Here is a 17,590-nt window from a genome sequence, read left to right as displayed (position 1 = left end):
CAACCCGACGCCATGCAAATCTCGGGGTTCCGGACGGGCCACGCTGCCCGGCACGCGTTATCCGCTGTCTGCTCCGTGGTCTGCGCGCAGGAACGCGACAACTGCGTCCACGATACGGCTCGCCATCGCCGTCTTGGACCCGTGCTGCAGCGCCGACTCGGTGCCGTCGGCGGCCAGCAGCCAGCCGTCGTTGCTGTCTACCTCGAACGCCTTCCCTTCGCCGACGGCGTTGACCACCAGCAGGTCGCAGCCCTTGCGCTGCAGTTTGGCGCGGGCGTGGAACAGCACGTCGCCGTTGGCGTCACCGGTTTCGGCGGCGAACCCGACGATGGCGCGCATATTGGGTAGTTGCCCGTGTGCACGAGCCTGTACCGCGTTGGCCAGCACGTCGTCGTTGCGCAGCAACTCGATGGTGGGTGGCCCGCCGGCAGTCTTCTTGATCTTTGCGGGGGCGACCTGCGCGGGCCGGAAATCGGCTACCGCAGCGGCCATCACCAGCACGTTCGCTTCCGGGGCATGTTTGGACACCGCGGCGCCGAGTTGCTCAGCCGAGCTCACGTGCACCACGTTGACGCCGGCCGGGTCGGCGAGCCCGGCGGTGTGCCCGGCGATCAGCGTCACCTCGGCGCCGCGCTGGGCGGCGACCCGCGCGACCGCGTAACCTTGTTTGCCCGAACTGCGGTTGCCGACGAACCGCACCGGGTCGATCGCTTCGCGGGTGCCGCCCGCGGTCACCAGTACCCGGCAGCCCGCCAGGTCGTACGGCAACGCCTCGGGGCGCTCCAGCAGCAGTTGGGCGAGCGTGGTGATCTCCTCGGCCTCCGGCAGCCGGCCGGCGCCGCTGTCGGCGCCGGTGAGCCGACCGGAGGCGGGCTCGAGCACCACCGCACCGCGTCGGCGCAGGGTGGCGACGTTGTCGACGGTGGCCGGGTGCAGCCACATCTCGGTGTGCATGGCGGGCGCGAACAGCACCGGGCAGCGTGCGGTGAGCAGCGTCGCCGTCAGCAGATCGTCGGCGCGCCCGGCCACGGCGCGGGCCAGCAGGTCAGCGGTGGCCGGCGCGACCACCACCAGGTCGGCCTGCTGACCGAGGCGGACGTGCGGGACGGCCGGAACGTCCTGGAACACGCCGGTCTCGACGGGTTCACCGGAGAGGGCCTCGAAGGTGGCGGCGCCGACGAAACGCAGCGCGGCCTCGGTGGGAATGACCCGGACGCGGTGGCCGGATTCGGTGAGCTGACGGACAACGGTGCAGGCCTTGTAGGCCGCGATACCGCCGGCAACGCCGACGATGATCCGCTTGCTCTCCACCGCGCGCCGGCCTGTTACTCGCCCTCGGTGTGTTCGAGCAGGTCGGCGTGGATTTCGCGCAACGCGATCGACAACGGCTTCTCCTGCAACCCGGGCTCGACCAGCGGCCCGACGTACTCCAGGATGCCTTCGCCGAGCTGGTTGTAGTAGTCGTTGATCTGCCGGGCCCGCTTGGCCGCGTAGATCACCAGCGCGTACTTGCTCGAGACGCGGTCCAGCAACTCGTCGATGGGCGGGTTGGTGATGCCCAGCGGGGTGTCGTAGGCGCTGGCTCCGCCGGCCGCGGGATCGAACTGATCCACCGCGGAGACGGTTGCCAACGACGCGTCGGACTGCGGAATAGTCACGTAGAAAATCTCCTGGCGGCGTAGAGCGACATGGTTGGAAGGTCGTTTTTCCGGTAGGTCTCCGCTGGCGTGCGCTGTGTCTGTGCTGCTTTACGCAGGGCCAGGGGCAGAATCCACCAGCAAGGATACCAATTCGGCGCACGCAGACTCTAATCGACTGTTCACCACCACGACGTCGAAGTCATCCTGAGCGGCCAATTCGATGCGCGCGGTGGCCAGCCGGCGGGCGATGACGTCGGCGGTTTCGGTGCCCCGGCCTACCAGCCTGGCCTCCAAATCCGCCCAGCTGGGCGGCGCCAGGAACACCGTGAGCGCCTCGGGCATCGCCTTCTTGACGGCCCGGGCACCGGCCAGGTCGACCTCGATCAACACCGGATAGCCGGCCGCGGTCGCCGCCCGGACCGGCTGGGCGAGGGTGCCGGACCGGTGCAAACCACCGTGGATCTCTGCCCATTCCAGCAGTTCGCCCTCGTCGATGAGGCGCTGGAATTCAGCGGGGCTGACGAAGTGGTAGTCGACGCCGTCGACCTCGCCCGGCCGCGGTGCCCGCGTCGTGGCCGAGACGCTGAAATGCAGGTCCGGGATCCGCTCGCGCAGACACCGAACCACTGTCGACTTGCCGACCGCGGAGGGACCGGACAGCACGACCACGCGTCCTGCGTCCGGTCCCCCGCCAGCGCTCACCGGCGCTCCCCGGTCGGTGAACCGACGTCGTTCGTTCGACTCGACTACGAGCCGAACTTCTCCAACAGGGCCTTGCGCTGACGGTCGCCGAGGCCGCGCAGGCGGCGGGTCGGGGCGATCTCCAGCTCGGTCATGATTTCCTGCGCCTTGACCTTGCCCACCTTCGGCAAGGCCTCCAGCAGCGCAGACACCTTCATCTTGCCCAGGACTTCGTCCGTCTCGGCGTCCTTGAGTACCTGGGTGAGGTTGGTGCCGCCGCGCTTGAGCCGATCCTTGAGCTCTGCTCGCGCTCGACGTGCGGCAGCAGCCTTCTCCAACGCTGCCGCGCGCTGCTCGTCGGTCAACTGGGGAAGGGCCACGATTCCTCCGTCTCTCATCGATATCTTGGGGATATCTGTCGATCTACTTTGTCTCGGCCGGGTACTTCAGCCAGCGCAGACGACCGTACTCACGCTGTCTGACGAAATCTAACCCGACCCCCCGGTTTGGCGGTCATTTGTCCAGCTCGGGTCCCTCGCCGACACGCCCGAGCGCCCCGCCCGTCGGCGTCCAGACCGCGGGCCGGGTGCGACGGGCGGCCCGTCGCGATGACCTCGCCGAACCCGGTATCGGTCGCCGAATTTCGGTCTTGACCTGCAGTTTCAGCCGGTGCGGTGGACTTCGCCGGCCAGCGTGGCCCGCCGGCACCTCGGCCGGCGGCGAAGCGACGCGGCAGCCCGGTGCCACGAATCACGCATTTTGGTGCGACGCCGCGCGTGTCGCGCGACCATGGTCGTCCGGGCGAAGCTCAGCGCTGCGCGAGGTAGGCGACCGCATCGCGCATGCGTTCGGCGGCCGCCCGCACGTCCGCCACGGCCGGCCCGGCCCGCAGCACCTCCCGGGAGACCGCGGGCAACAGTTGGTGCGACTCGGCGCCGCCCAGCCCCGCCAGGGCCTCGGCACGGCCGCCCTGGGCGCCGACGCCGGGCACCAGTACCGGCCCGCCCAGTGCGCTCAGGTCCGGCGGTTCGAGCGCCGTCGCACCGACCACCACGCCGAACGATCCGGGCTGTGTCCCGCCGGTCGCCGACTGATTGGCCGCCGCGACGTGGTCGACGATCATCTGCGCCACCGTGCGGCCGCCGACGTCGGCGCGCTGGACGGTCGCACCCTCCGGGTTGGAGGTGGTGGCGAGCACGAACACCCCGCGGTCGTTGGCCGTGGCGACCTCGATCAACGGGCGCAGCGAGCCGAACCCCAGATAGGGCGAGGCCGTCACCGCGTCGGCGGACAGCGGCGAATCACCGGCCCAGGCCGCGGCGTAGGCGGCCATCGTGGTCCCGATGTCACCCCGCTTGGCGTCGGCCAGCACCAGCACGCCGGCGGCCCGCAGGGCGGCGATGGTGCGTTCGAGCACCGCGAAGCCCGCTGAGCCGTAGGCCTCGAAGAACGCCACCTGCGGCTTGACCACCGCGAAGCCTTCGTAAGCCTGCACGCACACGTCGCAGAACGCTGCCAGCCCGTCGGCGGTGGCCGGCAGCTCCCAGGCCCGCAGCAACTCCGGATGCGGATCGATACCCAGACACAACGGCCCGGACTGCGCTTTGGCCGCAGCCAGCCGGACCCCGAAGCTGCTCACTGGCCGCCGTTCCGGGCGCCGAGGTTGCGGTGCAGCTCCTGCAGGGACAGCACCCCGATGTCGCCGCGAATTCCCGCCTCGATGCCCTGCACGGCCGCCGAGGCGCCCTGGACCGTCGTAATGCACGGGATGTTGACGGCCACCGCCGCCGAGCGGATCTCATAGCCGTCGATGCGCGGGCCGGAGTTGCCGAACGGCGTATTGATCACCATGTCGACGTCACCGGCGCGGATCGCGTCGATGGCCGACATCGCCGGGCGGCCCTGCTGCGGAGACTCGAAATGCTTTCGCACTTCGTCGCACGGAATTCCGTTGCGGCGCAACATTTCCGCGGTGCCTTCGGTGGCCAGAACACGGAAACCCAAGTCCGCCAGTCGTTTCACCGGGAACACCAGGGAGCGCTTGTCCCGGTTGGCGACCGAGACGAACACCGTGCCCTGCGCCGGCAGCGAGCCGTACGCGGCGGTTTGACTCTTGGCGAACGCGGTCCCGAAGTCGCGGTCGATGCCCATCACCTCGCCCGTCGACTTCATCTCCGGACCCAGCAGCGAGTCGATGGCCGCGCCGTCGGCGCGACGGAAGCGGTTGAACGGCAACACCGCTTCCTTGACCGCGATTGGGGCGTAGGGCGCCGCGCTGGCGCCGTCCCCGGACTCGGCCAGCATTCCCTCCCGGCGCAGCTGGGCAATGCTGGCGCCCAGCATGACCCGGGCGCAGGCCTTGGCCAGCGGCACGGCGGTGGCCTTGGATACGAAGGGCACCGTCCGGCTCGCCCTGGGGTTGGCCTCCAACACGTAGAGCACGTCGTCCTTGAGCGCATACTGCACGTTGAGCAGGCCGACCACGCCGATGCCGTGCGCGATCGCCTCGGTCGCCTGGCGGACCTTCTCGACGTCGCTGCGGCCCAGGGTGACCGGCGGCAACGCGCAGGCCGAGTCTCCGGAGTGGATGCCGGCCTCTTCGATGTGCTCCATGATCCCGCCGATGTAGACCTCGGTGCCGTCGCAGAGCGCGTCGACGTCGATCTCGACCGCGTCCTCCAGGAAGCGGTCGACGAGCACCGGGTGCTCGGGTGAGAGCTCGGTGGCGCGGGTGATGTAGCCGCGCAGGGTCTCCTCGTCGTAGACGATCTCCATGCCGCGGCCGCCCAGCACGTAGGACGGCCGCACCAGCACCGGATAGCCGATGTCGGCGGCGATCCGGCGGGCCTGGTCGAAGGTGGTCGCAGTGCCGTACTTGGGCGCGGGCAGACCGGCGGCGGTGAGCACGTCGCCAAACGCGCCGCGGTCCTCGGCCAGGTCGATGGCCGCCGGTTGGGTGCCGACGATCGGAACGCCGGCGTCGGCGAGCCGCTGCGCCAGCCCCAGCGGGGTCTGGCCGCCGAGTTGCACGATGACACCCGCGACGCCGGGGCCCCCCGCGCCGGACTGCTCCTCGGCGTGGAACACCTCCAGGACGTCCTCGAACGTCAGCGGCTCGAAGTACAGCCGGTCCGCGGTGTCGTAGTCGGTGGACACCGTCTCCGGGTTGCAGTTGACCATCACGGTCTCGAAACCGGCCTGGCTCAACGTGGTTGCCGCATGCACGCAGCTGTAGTCGAACTCGATGCCCTGCCCGATCCGGTTCGGGCCCGAGCCCAGGATCAGGACCTTGGGCTTGTCGGTCTGCGGGGCGACCTCGGTCTCGGCTGACGGGTCGAGTTCGTAGCTGCTGTAGTGATAGGGCGTCTTGGCCTCGAACTCGGCGGCGCAGGTGTCGACGGTCTTGTACACCGGGTGGATGTTCAGCCGCGCGCGCAGCGAGCGCACCCCGTCCTCGCCGGCCAATTCCGGTCGCAGCGAGGCGATCTGACGATCCGACAGCCCGCTGTGCTTGGCGTGGCGCAGCAGGTCGGCGTCCAGCACCGGCGCGTCGACGAGCTCGGCGCGCAACGCCACCAGCTCGTCGATCTGGGCCACGAACCACGGGTCGACACCGCTGGCCTTAGCCACCTGCTCCACCGAACCGCCCAGGCGCAGCGCCAATTCGATGTCGTAGAGGCGCCCCTCGGTGGGGGTCTGCAGCCGGGTCAGCGCGTCTTCCAGCGAGCCTTCGGTGTCCGGCTTGGTCCAGAACCCGGCGCGGGTGGCCTCCAGCGACCGCATCACCTTGCCGAGGGCCTCGACGAAGTTGCGGCCCAACGACATCGCCTCACCGACGGATTTCATCGTGGTGGTCAGGGTGGGGTCGGCGCCGGGGAACTTCTCGAACGCGAAGCGGGGGGCCTTGACGACCACGTAGTCCAGCGTCGGTTCGAAGCAGGCCGGGGTTTCCTTGGTGATGTCGTTGACGATCTCGTCCAGGGTGTAGCCGATGGCCAGCTTGGCGGCGATCTTGGCGATCGGGAAACCGGTGGCCTTGGACGCCAGCGCACTGGACCGCGACACCCGCGGGTTCATCTCGATGACGATGAGCCGTCCGTCGTCGGGGTTGACGGCGAACTGGATGTTGCAGCCGCCGGTGTCCACCCCGACCTCGCGCAGGATGGCGATGCCCAGGTCGCGCATTTTCTGGTACTCGCGGTCGGTCAGCGTCATCGCCGGCGCGACGGTGACCGAGTCGCCGGTGTGCACGCCCATCGGGTCGACGTTCTCGATCGAGCACACCACCACGACGTTGTCGTTGCCGTCGCGCATCAGCTCGAGCTCGAATTCCTTCCAGCCGTAGATCGACTCCTCGATCAGCACGTTGGCGCTGGGGCTGGCGGCCAGCCCGGCCCCGGCCATCCGCTCCACCTCGTCGACGGATCGGGCCATGCCCGAACCCAGCCCGCCCATCGTGAAACTGGGCCGTACCACCACCGGCAGGCCCAGCTCGTCAACCGTCTCGCGGACTTCGTCCATGGTGAAACACACTCGGCTGCGCGCGGATTCGCCACCGACCTTGGTGACGATGTCCTTGAACCGCTGCCGGTCCTCGCCGCGCTGGATGGCCTCGAAGTCGGCGCCGATCAGCTCGACACCGTACTTCTCCAGGGCGCCGTTCTCGTAGAGCGCGACCGCGGTGTTCAGCGCGGTCTGCCCACCCAGGGTGGCCAGCAGGGCGTCGATCTTGTTCCCGCGCTCGGCCTGCTGGGCGATGACCTTCTCGACGAACGCCGGGGTGATGGGCTCGACGTAGGTGTGGTCGGCGAACTCGGGGTCGGTCATGATGGTGGCCGGGTTGGAGTTGACCAGGCTGACCTGCAGCCCTTCGGCCCGCAGCACCCGGCAGGCCTGGGTGCCGGAGTAGTCGAACTCGCAGGCCTGGCCGATGACGATCGGGCCGGAGCCGATCACCAGCACATGGTTGAGGTCAGTGCGCCTCGGCACTAGCTGTTTCCTTCCCGGACGCCGCGAGCGGCCCCATATGCACACCGATTACGGCGTGCCGGCGTACATTCGGGCGCGCTCGAGCTCATTGGCGTCCCTCCATCAAGTCGACGAACTGGTCGAACAGATATTCCGCATCGTGCGGCCCGGCGGCGGACTCGGGGTGGTACTGCACCGAAAAAGCCCGTCCATCAATGAGTTTGACGCCTTCGACCACGCCGTCGTTGGCGCAGGTGTGGCTCACCACGGCCGGGCCGAACGGGGTGTCGAAGGTTTGACCCGCCTCCCCCTCCAGCGCGAAGCCGTGGTTCTGCGCGGTCACCGCGACCCGGCCGGTGGCGTGGTCGATCACCGGGATGTTGATCCCGCGGTGGCCGAACACCATCTTGTAGGTGCCCAGCCCCAGCGCCCGGCCCAAGATCTGGTTACCGAAACAGATTCCGAACAACGGGATTCCGGCTTCGAGCACTTCGCGGGTGAGCGCCACGGTGTGGTCGGCGGTGGCCGGGTCGCCGGGTCCGTTGGACAGGAAGACACCGTCGGGCTTGAGGTCGGCGATCTGGGCGAAGGTCGCCGACGCGGGCAGCACGTGGCTACGTATTCCGCGGCGGGCGAAATTGCGCGGCGTGTTCGTCTTGATGCCGAGATCCAGGGCGACGACGTTAAACCGCTGCGCACCTTCGGGTTCGACTGTGTAGATTTCGGGTGTGCTGACCTCGTTGGCCAGGTCGGCACCCAGCATCGGCCGCTGCGCGCGCACCCGCTGGAGAAGTTCCTCGGGGTCGGCCAGCGCCGCGCCGGAGAACACACCGGCTTTCATCGAGCCGCGGCTGCGCAGGTGACGCACCACCGCCCGAGTGTCGATGGCGGCGATCCCGACGACGCGCTGACGCACCAGTTCGGCCTCGAGGGTGCCGGTGGCCCGCCAGTTGGACGCCCGCGGCGACGGGTCGCGCACCGCGTAGCCGGCGACCCAGATCTTGTCGCCGCGACTCTCGCCGTCCTCGTCGTTCCAGCCGGTGTTGCCGATCTGCGGGGCGGTGGCCACGACGATCTGGCGGTGGTAGCTGGGGTCGGTCAGCGTTTCCTGATAGCCGGACATGCCGGTGCTGAACACCGCCTCCCCCAGCGTCTGTCCGATTGCTCCGAACGCGGTGCCGGTGAAGATCCGGCCGTCCTCGAGCACCAGTTGCGCCTTCGTCATCCGCCACTCCTTTCTTGCCCGCGAGTGGGACCTGGCTGCGATTTCTGGGCGAGAATTTCACCGTGTGGCTGCATTCGCGCGCGTGGCCCGCGGGTCATGCGCCCTCCTGCAGCCATTTGGCGTACTCGTCGCGGTTGTTCGCCCGGAACCCGGTGTCGATCACGGTGCCCGACGGCAGCCGCCACCGGATTGCCAGCAGCCCGCTGCGGGCCGCCACCTTGCCGGCGACCCCGCGCTCGGTCCGGATGTCCACTATCGATTCCTTCGGGATCCAAATCGGTTGCCCGCCAATGCGTTCCACCAAAATCCCGCCGGGGTAACGGGTCAACACCGCCTTGCTGCGGTACCCGAGGTCGCCGACCGCCACCCGGTCGTTCCAGGCCGGCGACAACGTGCACCCCACATACAGACCCGGGGTGGTGATCGAGGCGGCGCCCACTTCGTCGGGCAGGGGGGGCAGGTCGCCGATCAGCTCCACCTGCCGTTCGGCGCGGCGCCGCCAGCCGCGCATCATCAGCTGGATCACTACGGCCAGCACCACCACCAGCACCGCCGCGAAGATCAGCGTGCCCACCAGAGTGCCGGAGTTCATGCCGGACACTTCCCATCCCGCGCAGTCACCTTCCCGCGCAGCAGCGTCGCCGTCACGGCGGCCGGCAATGTCATCGACTCGTAGGGAGTGTTGGCCGAGCGGCTGGCCAGTTCGTCGCCGGCGACCGTCCAACTGGCCTCGGGATCGACCACGGTGAGGTTGGCCGGTTCCCCCACCTGCAGCGGGCGGCCCTGGTCGGGCAGGCCGACGATGCGCGCCGGGTTCTCGCTCATCACTCGCGCCACATCGCGCCAGTTCAACAGGCCGGGCTGCACCATGGTGGCCACCACTACCGACAACGCGGTCTGCAGGCCGAGCATGCCGGGGCGCGCTGCGGAGAATTCGACGCACTTCTCGTGCTCGGCGTGTGGGGCATGGTCGGTTGCCACGCAGTCGATGATCCCGTCCGCCAGCGCCTGGCGCAGCGCGACCGCGTCGGAGGCTTCGCGCAGCGGCGGGTTGACCCGGTTGCGCCCGTCGTAACCGGCCAGGCGGCTGTCGTCAAGCAGCAGATGGTGCGGGGTGACCTCGGCGGTGATCGAAATACCTTGCCCCTTAGCCCATTTCAGTATCTCGACGGTGCCCGCGGTGGAAGCGTGGCAGATGTGCACGCGGGCACCGGCGTCGCGCGCCAGGATGGCGTCCCGGGCGACGATGGAGTCCTCGGCCGCCCGCGGCCAGCCGGCCAGTCCCAGCCGGGCGGCCGCCGGCCCTTCGTGGGCGACGGCGCCGACGGTCAGCCGGGGTTCTTCGGCGTGCTGGGCGATCAGCACACCGAGGCCGGTGGCGTATTCCAGCGCGCGGCGCATCACCAGCGGGTCGTGCACGCAGATGCCGTCGTCGGAGAACATCCGCACCTGCGCCGCGCCCGCGGCCATCATCCCCATCTCGGTGAGTTCCTTGCCGGCCAGTCCGACGGTGACCGCGCCGACCGGGTGCACGTCGACCAGGCCGACCTGCTGGCCGCGATGCCAGACGTGATCGGTGACCACCGGGCTGTCGGCCACCGGGTCGGTATTGGCCATCGCGAACACCGCCGTGTAGCCACCCAGAGCGGCTGCCGCCGAACCGGTTTCGATGTCCTCGGCGTATTCGCGGCCCGGTTCGCGCAAGTGGGTGTGCAGGTCCACGAAGCCCGGCAGCAGGATCTGGCCGGTAGCGTCGATGACGACTGAGGCCCTGTCGAGTCCTCCGGACTCTGCGAGTCCCGTACCGATTTCGGCGATCTGCGCATCGTCGACCAGGACGTCGACCGGATCACCCTCTCCGTAGAGCCGGACGCCTCGGATCAGCACACTCATGCCGCGACCTCTTCCGCACCCACCAGCACATGGAACAGCACCGCCATCCGCACATGCACCCCATTGGAAACCTGTTGCAGCACAGCCGATTGCGACGAATCGGCCACGGACGAAGAAATCTCCATGCCGCGCAGCATCGGACCCGGGTGCAGCACCACGGCGTGGCCGGGCAGCAGCGCCTGGCGGCGGGCCGACAACCCGTACAGGGTCGAGTACTCCCGGGTGGAGGGGAAGAAGCCGCCGTTCATCCGCTCGGCCTGCACCCGCAACATCAACACGCCGTCGGCGGCGGGCAGTTCGGCGTCGAAGTCGTGGGACACCGTGACCGGCCAGCTTTCGAGGCCGCGCGGCAACAGGGTCGGCGGCGCCACCAAGACCACCTCCGCGCCCAGCGTGTGCAACAGCATCACGTTGGAGCGCGCCACCCGGCTGTGCAGGATGTCGCCCACGATCACGATGCGGCGGCCTTCGATGCCGCCGAGACGCTGCCGGATGGTCAGAGCGTCCAGCAGCGCCTGGGTGGGGTGCTCGTGGGTGCCGTCGCCGGCGTTGATCACCGAGGGGCCCCCCGAACTGGCCGGGTCGCGGGCACCGGCCGTCCAATCCGCCAGCAGCTGCGCGGCACCGGAGGCCGGGTGACGGATGATCAGCGCGTCGGCGCCGGCCGCCCGCAGCGTCAGCGCGGTGTCGCGCAACGACTCACCCTTGCCCACCGAGGAACCGGACGCGCTGACGTTCACCACGTCGGCACTCATCCATTTGCCGGCGACCTCGAAGGACACCCTGGTACGGGTGGAGTTTTCGTAGAACATGGTGATCACGGTGCGTCCGCGCAGCGTCGGCAGCTTCTTGACGTCGCGGCCGACCAGCGCTTGGGCGAACCGGTCGGCGTCGTCGAGGATGGCGGTCGCCTCGTCGCGGCTCAAGTCGCCGGCGGCCAACAGATGCCTAGGACTCATCGGCGCCGCTCCTCCTCATCGCTTCGCTCTGCATCGTCACCGGCGCGGCCGTCATTGGCGCCGCTCCTCCTCATCGCTTCGCTCTGCATCGTCACCGGCGCGGGCGTCATCGGGTTATCACCACCCCGTCTTTGCCGTCGTGCTCGCTGAATTGCACGTGCACGCTCTCGCTGCGTGAAGTAGGCACGTTCTTGCCGACGTAGTCGGCCCGAACCGGAAGTTCGCGGTGGCCGCGGTCGACCAGGACCGCAAGCTGCACGGCGCGGGGGCGGCCCACGTCGCGCAGCGCGTCCAGGGCCGAGCGGGTGGAGCGCCCGGAATACAGCACGTCGTCGACCAGGATCACCAGCGCATCGTCGATGCCGCCGGCCGGGATCGAAGTCGCTTCCAGCGGTCGCGGCGGCTTGATCATCAGGTCGTCGCGGTAGAGCGTGATGTCCAGGGAGCCGTGGCCGACGTCGACGCCGCTGTATTCGGCGATGTTGGCGGCCAGCCGATTGGCCAAAGTGACACCACGGGTCGGGATGCCGAGCAACACCACCCGCGTCGAATCAGGATTGTCCAGGGCGGTCTTCTCGATGATCTGATGCGCCATGCGAGAGATGGTGCGACCGACGTCGGCCGCTGACATCAACTCTCGCGATTCCCGGGCAGCACACATGCGAGCGCTTGACCTCCTTCTCCGCCTCTCTGGACGGTCCGTTAAAGGATGTCGACTGCGGGGCAGCCTAGCATGGGCACGCCCGGAGCACGGGCACGGCACGTGCGGGCTCCGATGCATATGCACGTCCATCGGTGTTCCACGGCAACCGCTTTCGTCGCAGCAGTCACATGCGCCACAGCAGATCAGCGGGCGAGGCGCGGGCTTCGCGACCGCGGCGCCCGCCGTGGACTCCGCTCGCATCCGGCGTGGAAGGCACTGCCTTCCAACAAATCTCGAGCCTGTTGCGCACCGTTTTCGCCATCAGATTTCGAGTATCGACGTCCGAACTCGCGGGGCATACGATTTCCTGACACAACTAGCAAAGCCGCGGGGGTGGGCGATGTCGAGTGCTCCATCGGAGGAAAGCCAGCCATCCGCCACTACCGGCGAAGTTGCCGGATGACGCCGTCGACGCAGCGGCTATTGCTGCGCAGCACCCCGCTGGTGACGATCGTGGGCGCTGCATTACTGGTTATATGCCGAAAGGAAGCCTCGCCTGCGGGGCTGGAACGCTATACCTTCGGCGACAGAAATCCGGTGCCCGCCGGTCTCGACGACGCCTTGTTCGCAGATATCGGGTTCATCGCCGGCTACGGTCTGGTGCTCGGCGCATTTGTGGTGCTGCTCCGTGCGTTCGCCATCTCGAGCACCGGCCGCGCCTTTGCGAACTATGCGCGCGCGGCAGTGTTGGTGACACTTGTCGCCGACGCGACCGAGGACGTGCTGCTGTACCTCTCGACCTACACCTGGCCCGAGCGAACGGCCCTGGCCACGGCCGCTGCGGCTGCGGCAACGATCAAATGGTGCGCCGCCCTGCTCGCTGTGCTCAGTGTGCCCGGCGCCTGCGGCGCGCTGCTGCGCTGGGGTTGGGCGTGGCTTCGGACACGGCTGGGCAAAGAGACGCACTGGTGGCACAAGGTACTGGCGGACGAGGGTAAGTCCGCCGTCCCGGCGTCCCTCACCACGGCGGAGACGACCTGGGCGAAGGCGTATCACGTGCCCGGCGCCACAGCTCAGCCCGACAACGGCGATCGGGATGACAAGGATCTTCCGATAGCGATTTGCCTGTCCGGCGGCGGCGTTCGGTCCGCGTGCGTCGCGATGGGCGCAACTCAGGTCTTCGCGCGCGCCGACTATCCCGTCGAACTGGACGCCGACGCCGCCGATACGCAAACGCAGCGACCGCCCAGAAATACCGAGGGGCAGCCAAAGCTGCTGGACTCTGTCGACTACATCATCTCGGTGTCGGGCGGCGGATACACCGCGGGGGCGCGGCTACTTGCGGTGCAGCCGGACTCGGAACGGCCGGCCGAATCCGGTAAGTCACTGTTGTCCCAGCGATTCGGCGAAGGATCCGCCGAATTCGACCACATGCGGCGACACTCCAGCTATATCGCCGATTCTCCCAGTGCACTGTTGAGTGCGTTTGCTCAGGTGCTGAAGAATCTATTGGCGTCGTTGGTCACCTTGCTGGCGGTCCCGGTCATCGTCGGATCCTTACTGGGGTACCTGCTGGCGAACCCCCGCTTCCCGATCGCCGCCTTCGTCCCAGTGGGCGACCCGCTGAAACCGCAGGAGTTGAGCAGTTATCCCGACGATTATTTCCTGGCACTGACGAACCATGTCTACCCGTGGTGGGCAATCGGATTCTTCGCATCGTGCGCAGTCGTTTTCACGATGCTCGCACTGGTGATCGAGTGCGTCAGTGAAAAACGTGAGGCCTGGCGCATCAAAATGACGAGGTGGGCACTCGGATGCGCGATGTTCGGTCTGCTCATTTTCGCCATCACCGTGGCCATGCCGGAATTGATGCACCTGTGTGCCTCGGCGATCGATATCGATAAAGACGGACACGCTCAATCCGCCCAGAAGGCGACCGGGTTTCTCACCGGGGTGGTTGGCCTGCAATACCTCGCCGCGATCGTCGCAATCGCGTGGAAGAAAAGAGGAAATCTGCCTGCTACCGCGCCCAGCACTGGGCGATGGAAGTCGTTGTTTCCACCCGGCGTCTTCGCGATCCTGATCGTGCTGGCGACGCTGGCCGCCCTGGCCGCCGTGTGGCTGATGGTGCTGGGCAGCTTCGCGGCCGGAATCTTTTACCAGGTCACTCTGCCCCGGCACGGCGCCATCGGCGGCATCCGCTACCAGGAGCTGTGGCTGCTCGGCCTGGTGCTCACAGTAGGTTTTCTCGGCTTTGCCGATGTGACGTCGCTCAGCCTGCACCCCTTCTACCGGCGACGGTTGGCCAGCGCGTTTGCCGTCCGGCGCGAGGTACCCCGGGGTTCCGCCACGGCGTTGGCCGCGCCGTATCCGGCCAGGGAACCGACGTGGCTGCACGACTACGGCGAAGTGACCGTTGGCAAGCGACCGGAGTTCGTGTTCGCCGCGGCTGCCGCGATCAGCGGGGAAGGCAAACCGGCGCCGGGACTCAACGCGGTGTCATTCGTCCTCGGCGCCAAGCACATTGGCGGGCCGCAGCTGGGTTGGCTGAAAACAGAAGAACTCTGGCACGCGGCAACCCCACGACTGCGACGCGACATGACCGTGCAGGCAGCGGTGGCGATCAGTGGGGCCGCGTTCGCATCGGCAATGGGCCGGCAGAACAAGGGTTTTCAGAAACTCTTGGCCGTCTCAGGTGCCCGGCTGGGAACCTGGCTGCCCAATCCCCGCTTCGTCGCCAACCTCCGCGATTCCCTCGATCACGCCGCGGCAGGCAAGTCTGATCACCACGCGGACACGAGATGGTGGCCGCAGTCGTTGCCGACGATTCGCGGCGCCGGTTACTTCTACCGCGAGTTGTTCGGGATCAACAACCGAGACGCACGGCTCGTGCAGGTGACCGACGGTGGTCACTACGAAAACCTGGGACTGGTGGAGGCGCTGCGGCGGCGATGCCGGTTGATCTATTGCATCGATGGCGGCGGCGACGCCCCGCCACTGCTCAGCGGCCTCAGTGACGCGATCCGCCTGGCGAAATACGAACTCGGCGTAGACATAATCCTCGACGAGGACGGCCAGTTCGGGGTGGGCAACCTTGCCCCCGGTTCCGGCCGGGACTTCACCGACAACCCGTCACTGGCGGCCCTGAACTCCCGGGTGACCCGTGGCCTCGTCGCGAAAGGAACGATCACTTACCCGAAGGTGGCGGGCGTGAAGGGCGATAAAGGAACCTTGATATTCGCCAAGGCTGTTCTGTGGCGCGACTGTCCGGACTGGTTGCTCACCTATGCCGCGGCCAAGGAGAACGCCGTGTTTCCACACGACCCGACGTCCGATCAGTGGTTCACCGAGGGCCAGTTCGCCGCCTACTGCGAACTCGGGCGGTTGGCCGGCACCGCCGCCACGCAATGCGCGGCGACACTGCACGGTGTCGACTGACACTTGATGCGCGTCGCGGCTAACCGCAGGGCTGCCCGTTGATCCGGCAGTTCACCGGTGGCGAGTAAGTACCGGTCAGCACGCCTCGCATACCACCGGTCGCTGTGCCGCCGGGCGCAATGATGCGGTTCCAGTTCGCCGGGCTGATCACGAAGTGGGTACCAGATTGGGCGATGGTGCTGTTCCAGGTGTGCGAAACCGACTGTCCCACCGGCATATCGAACTCGAGCCGCCAGTCGGACAGCGGCGCCATGCTCGCGTTGGTAACGGTGAAGTGCCCGATGAAACCGGTCTGCCACGTCGATGACACCGACAACGTCGCCGTGACCGCGGCCGCGTGAGCTGCCGGGGCGGCGCCGATCCCGAGCAGGGCAACGACACAGGCCGACAAAACCACGTGAAGCGCTGTGCGCCAGCGCTTCTCGTAGCGGCGAAGTCCGGTCATAGGGTCCAACACTATAGCGGGACCGGCGAAATCGGCCCTCACATCGCGGGTGAGCCACAGTAGCTTTGCTCAACTGAAACCGTTATGCGACTAGCGCGTGTCTGACCGGAGGTGTCCGGGTCTGGCTGGATCTCACGTGGGCACCTCCGTTGGCTGCGGCTGGCATGGTCGGTCACCCAGCCTAGAGCTGTGCTCCGGGGCCGGGGTGTTGTTGTGGGGTGTTCACGGTCCGGCGCGTTCGTCGTCGTTGTCGCGCAGCATCCGTTCCGGATGGTGATAGGAGTTGGTGCGAGGCTGGTTGCGGTCGAGGTGGGAGGGCGGTGTCCAGGCGGTGCGGTTATCGTGCCGTTTGCTGGTTGTCCAGCCGCGGTTGAGCAGTTTGTGGTTGGGTCCGCAGGTCAGGGTCATCCTGTCGACGTCGGTGCGGCCGCCGGCGGCCCATTCGTCGATGTGGTGGACCTCGCATTTGTCGGCGGGGACGTCGCAGCCGGGGAAGGTGCATCCGCGCTCGGCGGCGAACAGGGTCAGCCGTTGGTCGGCGGTGGCGATGCGCCGGCTGCGGCCCAGGTAGAGCGGGCGGTTGGAGTGGTCGTCGAAAACGGCGAGGTAGTGCAACGCTTTGCGGCTCATCCGGATGAGATCGCGGATGGGCAGTTGGACCCCGGAGGCGGTGATGCCGTGCCCGGCGGCGTCGGTGAGTTCGCGCAGCGTGGTGGAGACCACGACGGTCACGGGCAGTCCGTGGTGCTGGCCCAGGGCGGGATCGCCCGGTTGGCTCTGCACCAGGTAATTCAGGGCGTCGTGTTGGCGTTGGCGGGGGGTGCGGGTGTCGGCGGCGGCCTGCTCGGTGGGCTCGGCGTCGACACATGGGTTTGTATCGGCGGGATTGGCCATCCCGGGTGCGGCGAATTTGGCCAGCCACGCATCGAGGTTGGCCCTCAGTTCCGGGGTGGCGATCAGGGTGCCTTCGCTCATCCCGTCGGCGCCTTGCGGTTTCCAGGTGAAGCCGCGCTTGCGGGCACGATCGTGCTCGGAGAACTCGCCGTCGGGATTGAGGTGGCAGGCCATCCGCTTGGCCAGCTTGTCGAGTTGGTCGGGACGCAGCTGCCTGGCCTGGGACGCCAAGGTTTCCTCGGCTTCTTCGACGACGTCGGAGGGAAGATCTTGAGGCAGCTCATCGACGAACTTCTGAATCACCTTCAAGTGTTCAGCATCGAGCATGCCGTCGCGCCACTGCTGGGCGGTGGCGGGAAGTACGGGCGGCAACTGCTCGCCGGTCATCGTGACCCGAGGGGCCAGCTGGGCGGCGTCGCGGATGCGGCGGCGGGCTTCGGCGTAACTGAGGCGACACCAGTCGGCGATGACCTGGTGGGGCGCGCCGCCGAGCCTGGAGATTTCCTCCTGGGCGAGCGTGTGAACGATGTCGTGGCTGGTCACCGCCTGACGCCGGCGCGAGGTTTCCAACTGGTCCAAAGCGCGCAGCCGGAGCACCGGGTCCAACGCGGCGAAGTCGAGCTCGCGCAGGGCGGCGACGGCGGCGTCGAGGGCCTCCAAGCGGGCCGCGACGTCGGCCGGAGCAGCAACCGAACACATGTTCGAATGCTATCGCTGTTCGGCGGGTCGAACCGGTCCCAGCGCGGCCCGGAAGCCAAAACCGTGGATAACACTCCAACTGTGCTCAAGTCGAACGCTCGGCAC

General features: G+C 67.9%; 14 protein-coding genes. 1 reads left to right on the top strand and 13 read right to left on the bottom strand.

What is annotated here, in order from left to right:
- Positions 1 to 57: 57 nt before the first annotated feature.
- From coaBC to pyrR, 11 genes are all read right to left on the bottom strand, one after another.
- Entirely contained in the window at positions 58 to 1,311 is a 1,254-nt protein-coding gene (gene coaBC / locus MKCMC460_RS12655) for a bifunctional phosphopantothenoylcysteine decarboxylase/phosphopantothenate--cysteine ligase CoaBC (protein ID WP_236976036.1), read from the bottom strand.
- A gap of 14 nt (positions 1,312 to 1,325) precedes the next feature.
- Positions 1,326 to 1,658, bottom strand: a complete 333-nt coding sequence (rpoZ, locus tag MKCMC460_RS12650; protein WP_236976038.1) for a DNA-directed RNA polymerase subunit omega — start codon at positions 1,656 to 1,658, stop codon at positions 1,326 to 1,328.
- A 90-nt stretch (positions 1,659 to 1,748) separates the two neighbouring features.
- Positions 1,749 to 2,342, bottom strand: coding sequence for a guanylate kinase (gene gmk / locus MKCMC460_RS12645; protein WP_236976040.1), 594 nt, complete (start codon positions 2,340 to 2,342; stop codon positions 1,749 to 1,751).
- Positions 2,343 to 2,386: 44 nt separating this feature from the next.
- Entirely contained in the window at positions 2,387 to 2,701 is a 315-nt protein-coding gene (gene mihF, locus MKCMC460_RS12640) for an integration host factor, actinobacterial type (RefSeq protein WP_007171927.1), read from the bottom strand.
- A 428-nt stretch (positions 2,702 to 3,129) separates the two neighbouring features.
- Positions 3,130 to 3,960: an orotidine-5'-phosphate decarboxylase gene (pyrF, locus tag MKCMC460_RS12635; RefSeq protein WP_236976043.1), complete on the bottom strand. Its 831-nt coding sequence runs from the start codon at positions 3,958 to 3,960 to the stop codon at positions 3,130 to 3,132.
- Entirely contained in the window at positions 3,957 to 7,310 is a 3,354-nt protein-coding gene (carB, locus tag MKCMC460_RS12630; protein ID WP_238305787.1) for a carbamoyl-phosphate synthase large subunit, read from the bottom strand. The genes pyrF and carB overlap by 4 nt, the downstream gene beginning before the upstream one ends.
- An 85-nt stretch (positions 7,311 to 7,395) precedes the next feature.
- A complete protein-coding gene (carA, locus tag MKCMC460_RS12625; RefSeq protein ID WP_236976045.1) occupies positions 7,396 to 8,514 on the bottom strand; it encodes a glutamine-hydrolyzing carbamoyl-phosphate synthase small subunit in 1,119 nt (372 codons plus the stop codon).
- Positions 8,515 to 8,608: 94 nt separating this feature from the next.
- Positions 8,609 to 9,106, bottom strand: coding sequence for a transporter (locus MKCMC460_RS12620; protein WP_236976047.1), 498 nt, complete (start codon positions 9,104 to 9,106; stop codon positions 8,609 to 8,611).
- Complete coding sequence (locus MKCMC460_RS12615) at positions 9,103 to 10,407, bottom strand: dihydroorotase (protein ID WP_236976049.1); 1,305 nt, start codon at positions 10,405 to 10,407, stop codon at positions 9,103 to 9,105. The genes MKCMC460_RS12620 and MKCMC460_RS12615 overlap by 4 nt, the downstream gene beginning before the upstream one ends.
- Positions 10,404 to 11,366 (bottom strand): aspartate carbamoyltransferase catalytic subunit, encoded by a 963-nt coding sequence (locus MKCMC460_RS12610; RefSeq protein ID WP_236976052.1) that lies wholly within the window; start codon positions 11,364 to 11,366, stop codon positions 10,404 to 10,406. The genes MKCMC460_RS12615 and MKCMC460_RS12610 overlap by 4 nt, the downstream gene beginning before the upstream one ends.
- Positions 11,367 to 11,472: 106 nt before the next feature.
- Complete coding sequence (pyrR, locus tag MKCMC460_RS12605) at positions 11,473 to 12,027, bottom strand: bifunctional pyr operon transcriptional regulator/uracil phosphoribosyltransferase PyrR (protein ID WP_236976053.1); 555 nt, start codon at positions 12,025 to 12,027, stop codon at positions 11,473 to 11,475.
- 72 nt (positions 12,028 to 12,099) lie between these two features.
- Between pyrR and MKCMC460_RS12600 the strand changes: the two genes are divergently transcribed.
- On the top strand, positions 12,100 to 15,447 hold the full coding sequence (locus tag MKCMC460_RS12600) for a hypothetical protein (RefSeq protein ID WP_238305786.1): 3,348 nt from the start codon (positions 12,100 to 12,102) through the stop codon (positions 15,445 to 15,447).
- A gap of 19 nt (positions 15,448 to 15,466) precedes the next feature.
- Here MKCMC460_RS12600 and MKCMC460_RS12595 read toward each other — a convergent pair whose 3' ends face one another.
- Both MKCMC460_RS12595 and MKCMC460_RS12590 read right to left on the bottom strand, forming a co-directional pair.
- The gene (locus MKCMC460_RS12595) at positions 15,467 to 15,892 is read right to left on the bottom strand and encodes a cellulose-binding domain-containing protein (protein WP_236976057.1); all 426 of its coding nucleotides are present in this window, start codon (positions 15,890 to 15,892) and stop codon (positions 15,467 to 15,469) included.
- A gap of 222 nt (positions 15,893 to 16,114) precedes the next feature.
- Positions 16,115 to 17,485 carry an HNH endonuclease signature motif containing protein gene (locus tag MKCMC460_RS12590; RefSeq protein WP_236976059.1) on the bottom strand — a complete coding sequence of 457 codons (1,371 nt, stop codon included), beginning with the start codon at positions 17,483 to 17,485 and terminating at the stop codon, positions 16,115 to 16,117.
- Between the last annotated feature and the right edge of the window lie 105 nt (positions 17,486 to 17,590).

It is taken from the genome of Mycobacterium sp. 20KCMC460, assembly GCF_022179425.1.
GTDB lineage: Bacteria > Actinomycetota > Actinomycetes > Mycobacteriales > Mycobacteriaceae > Mycobacterium > Mycobacterium kiyosense.
This window is presented reverse-complemented; position numbering and strand designations above follow the sequence as displayed.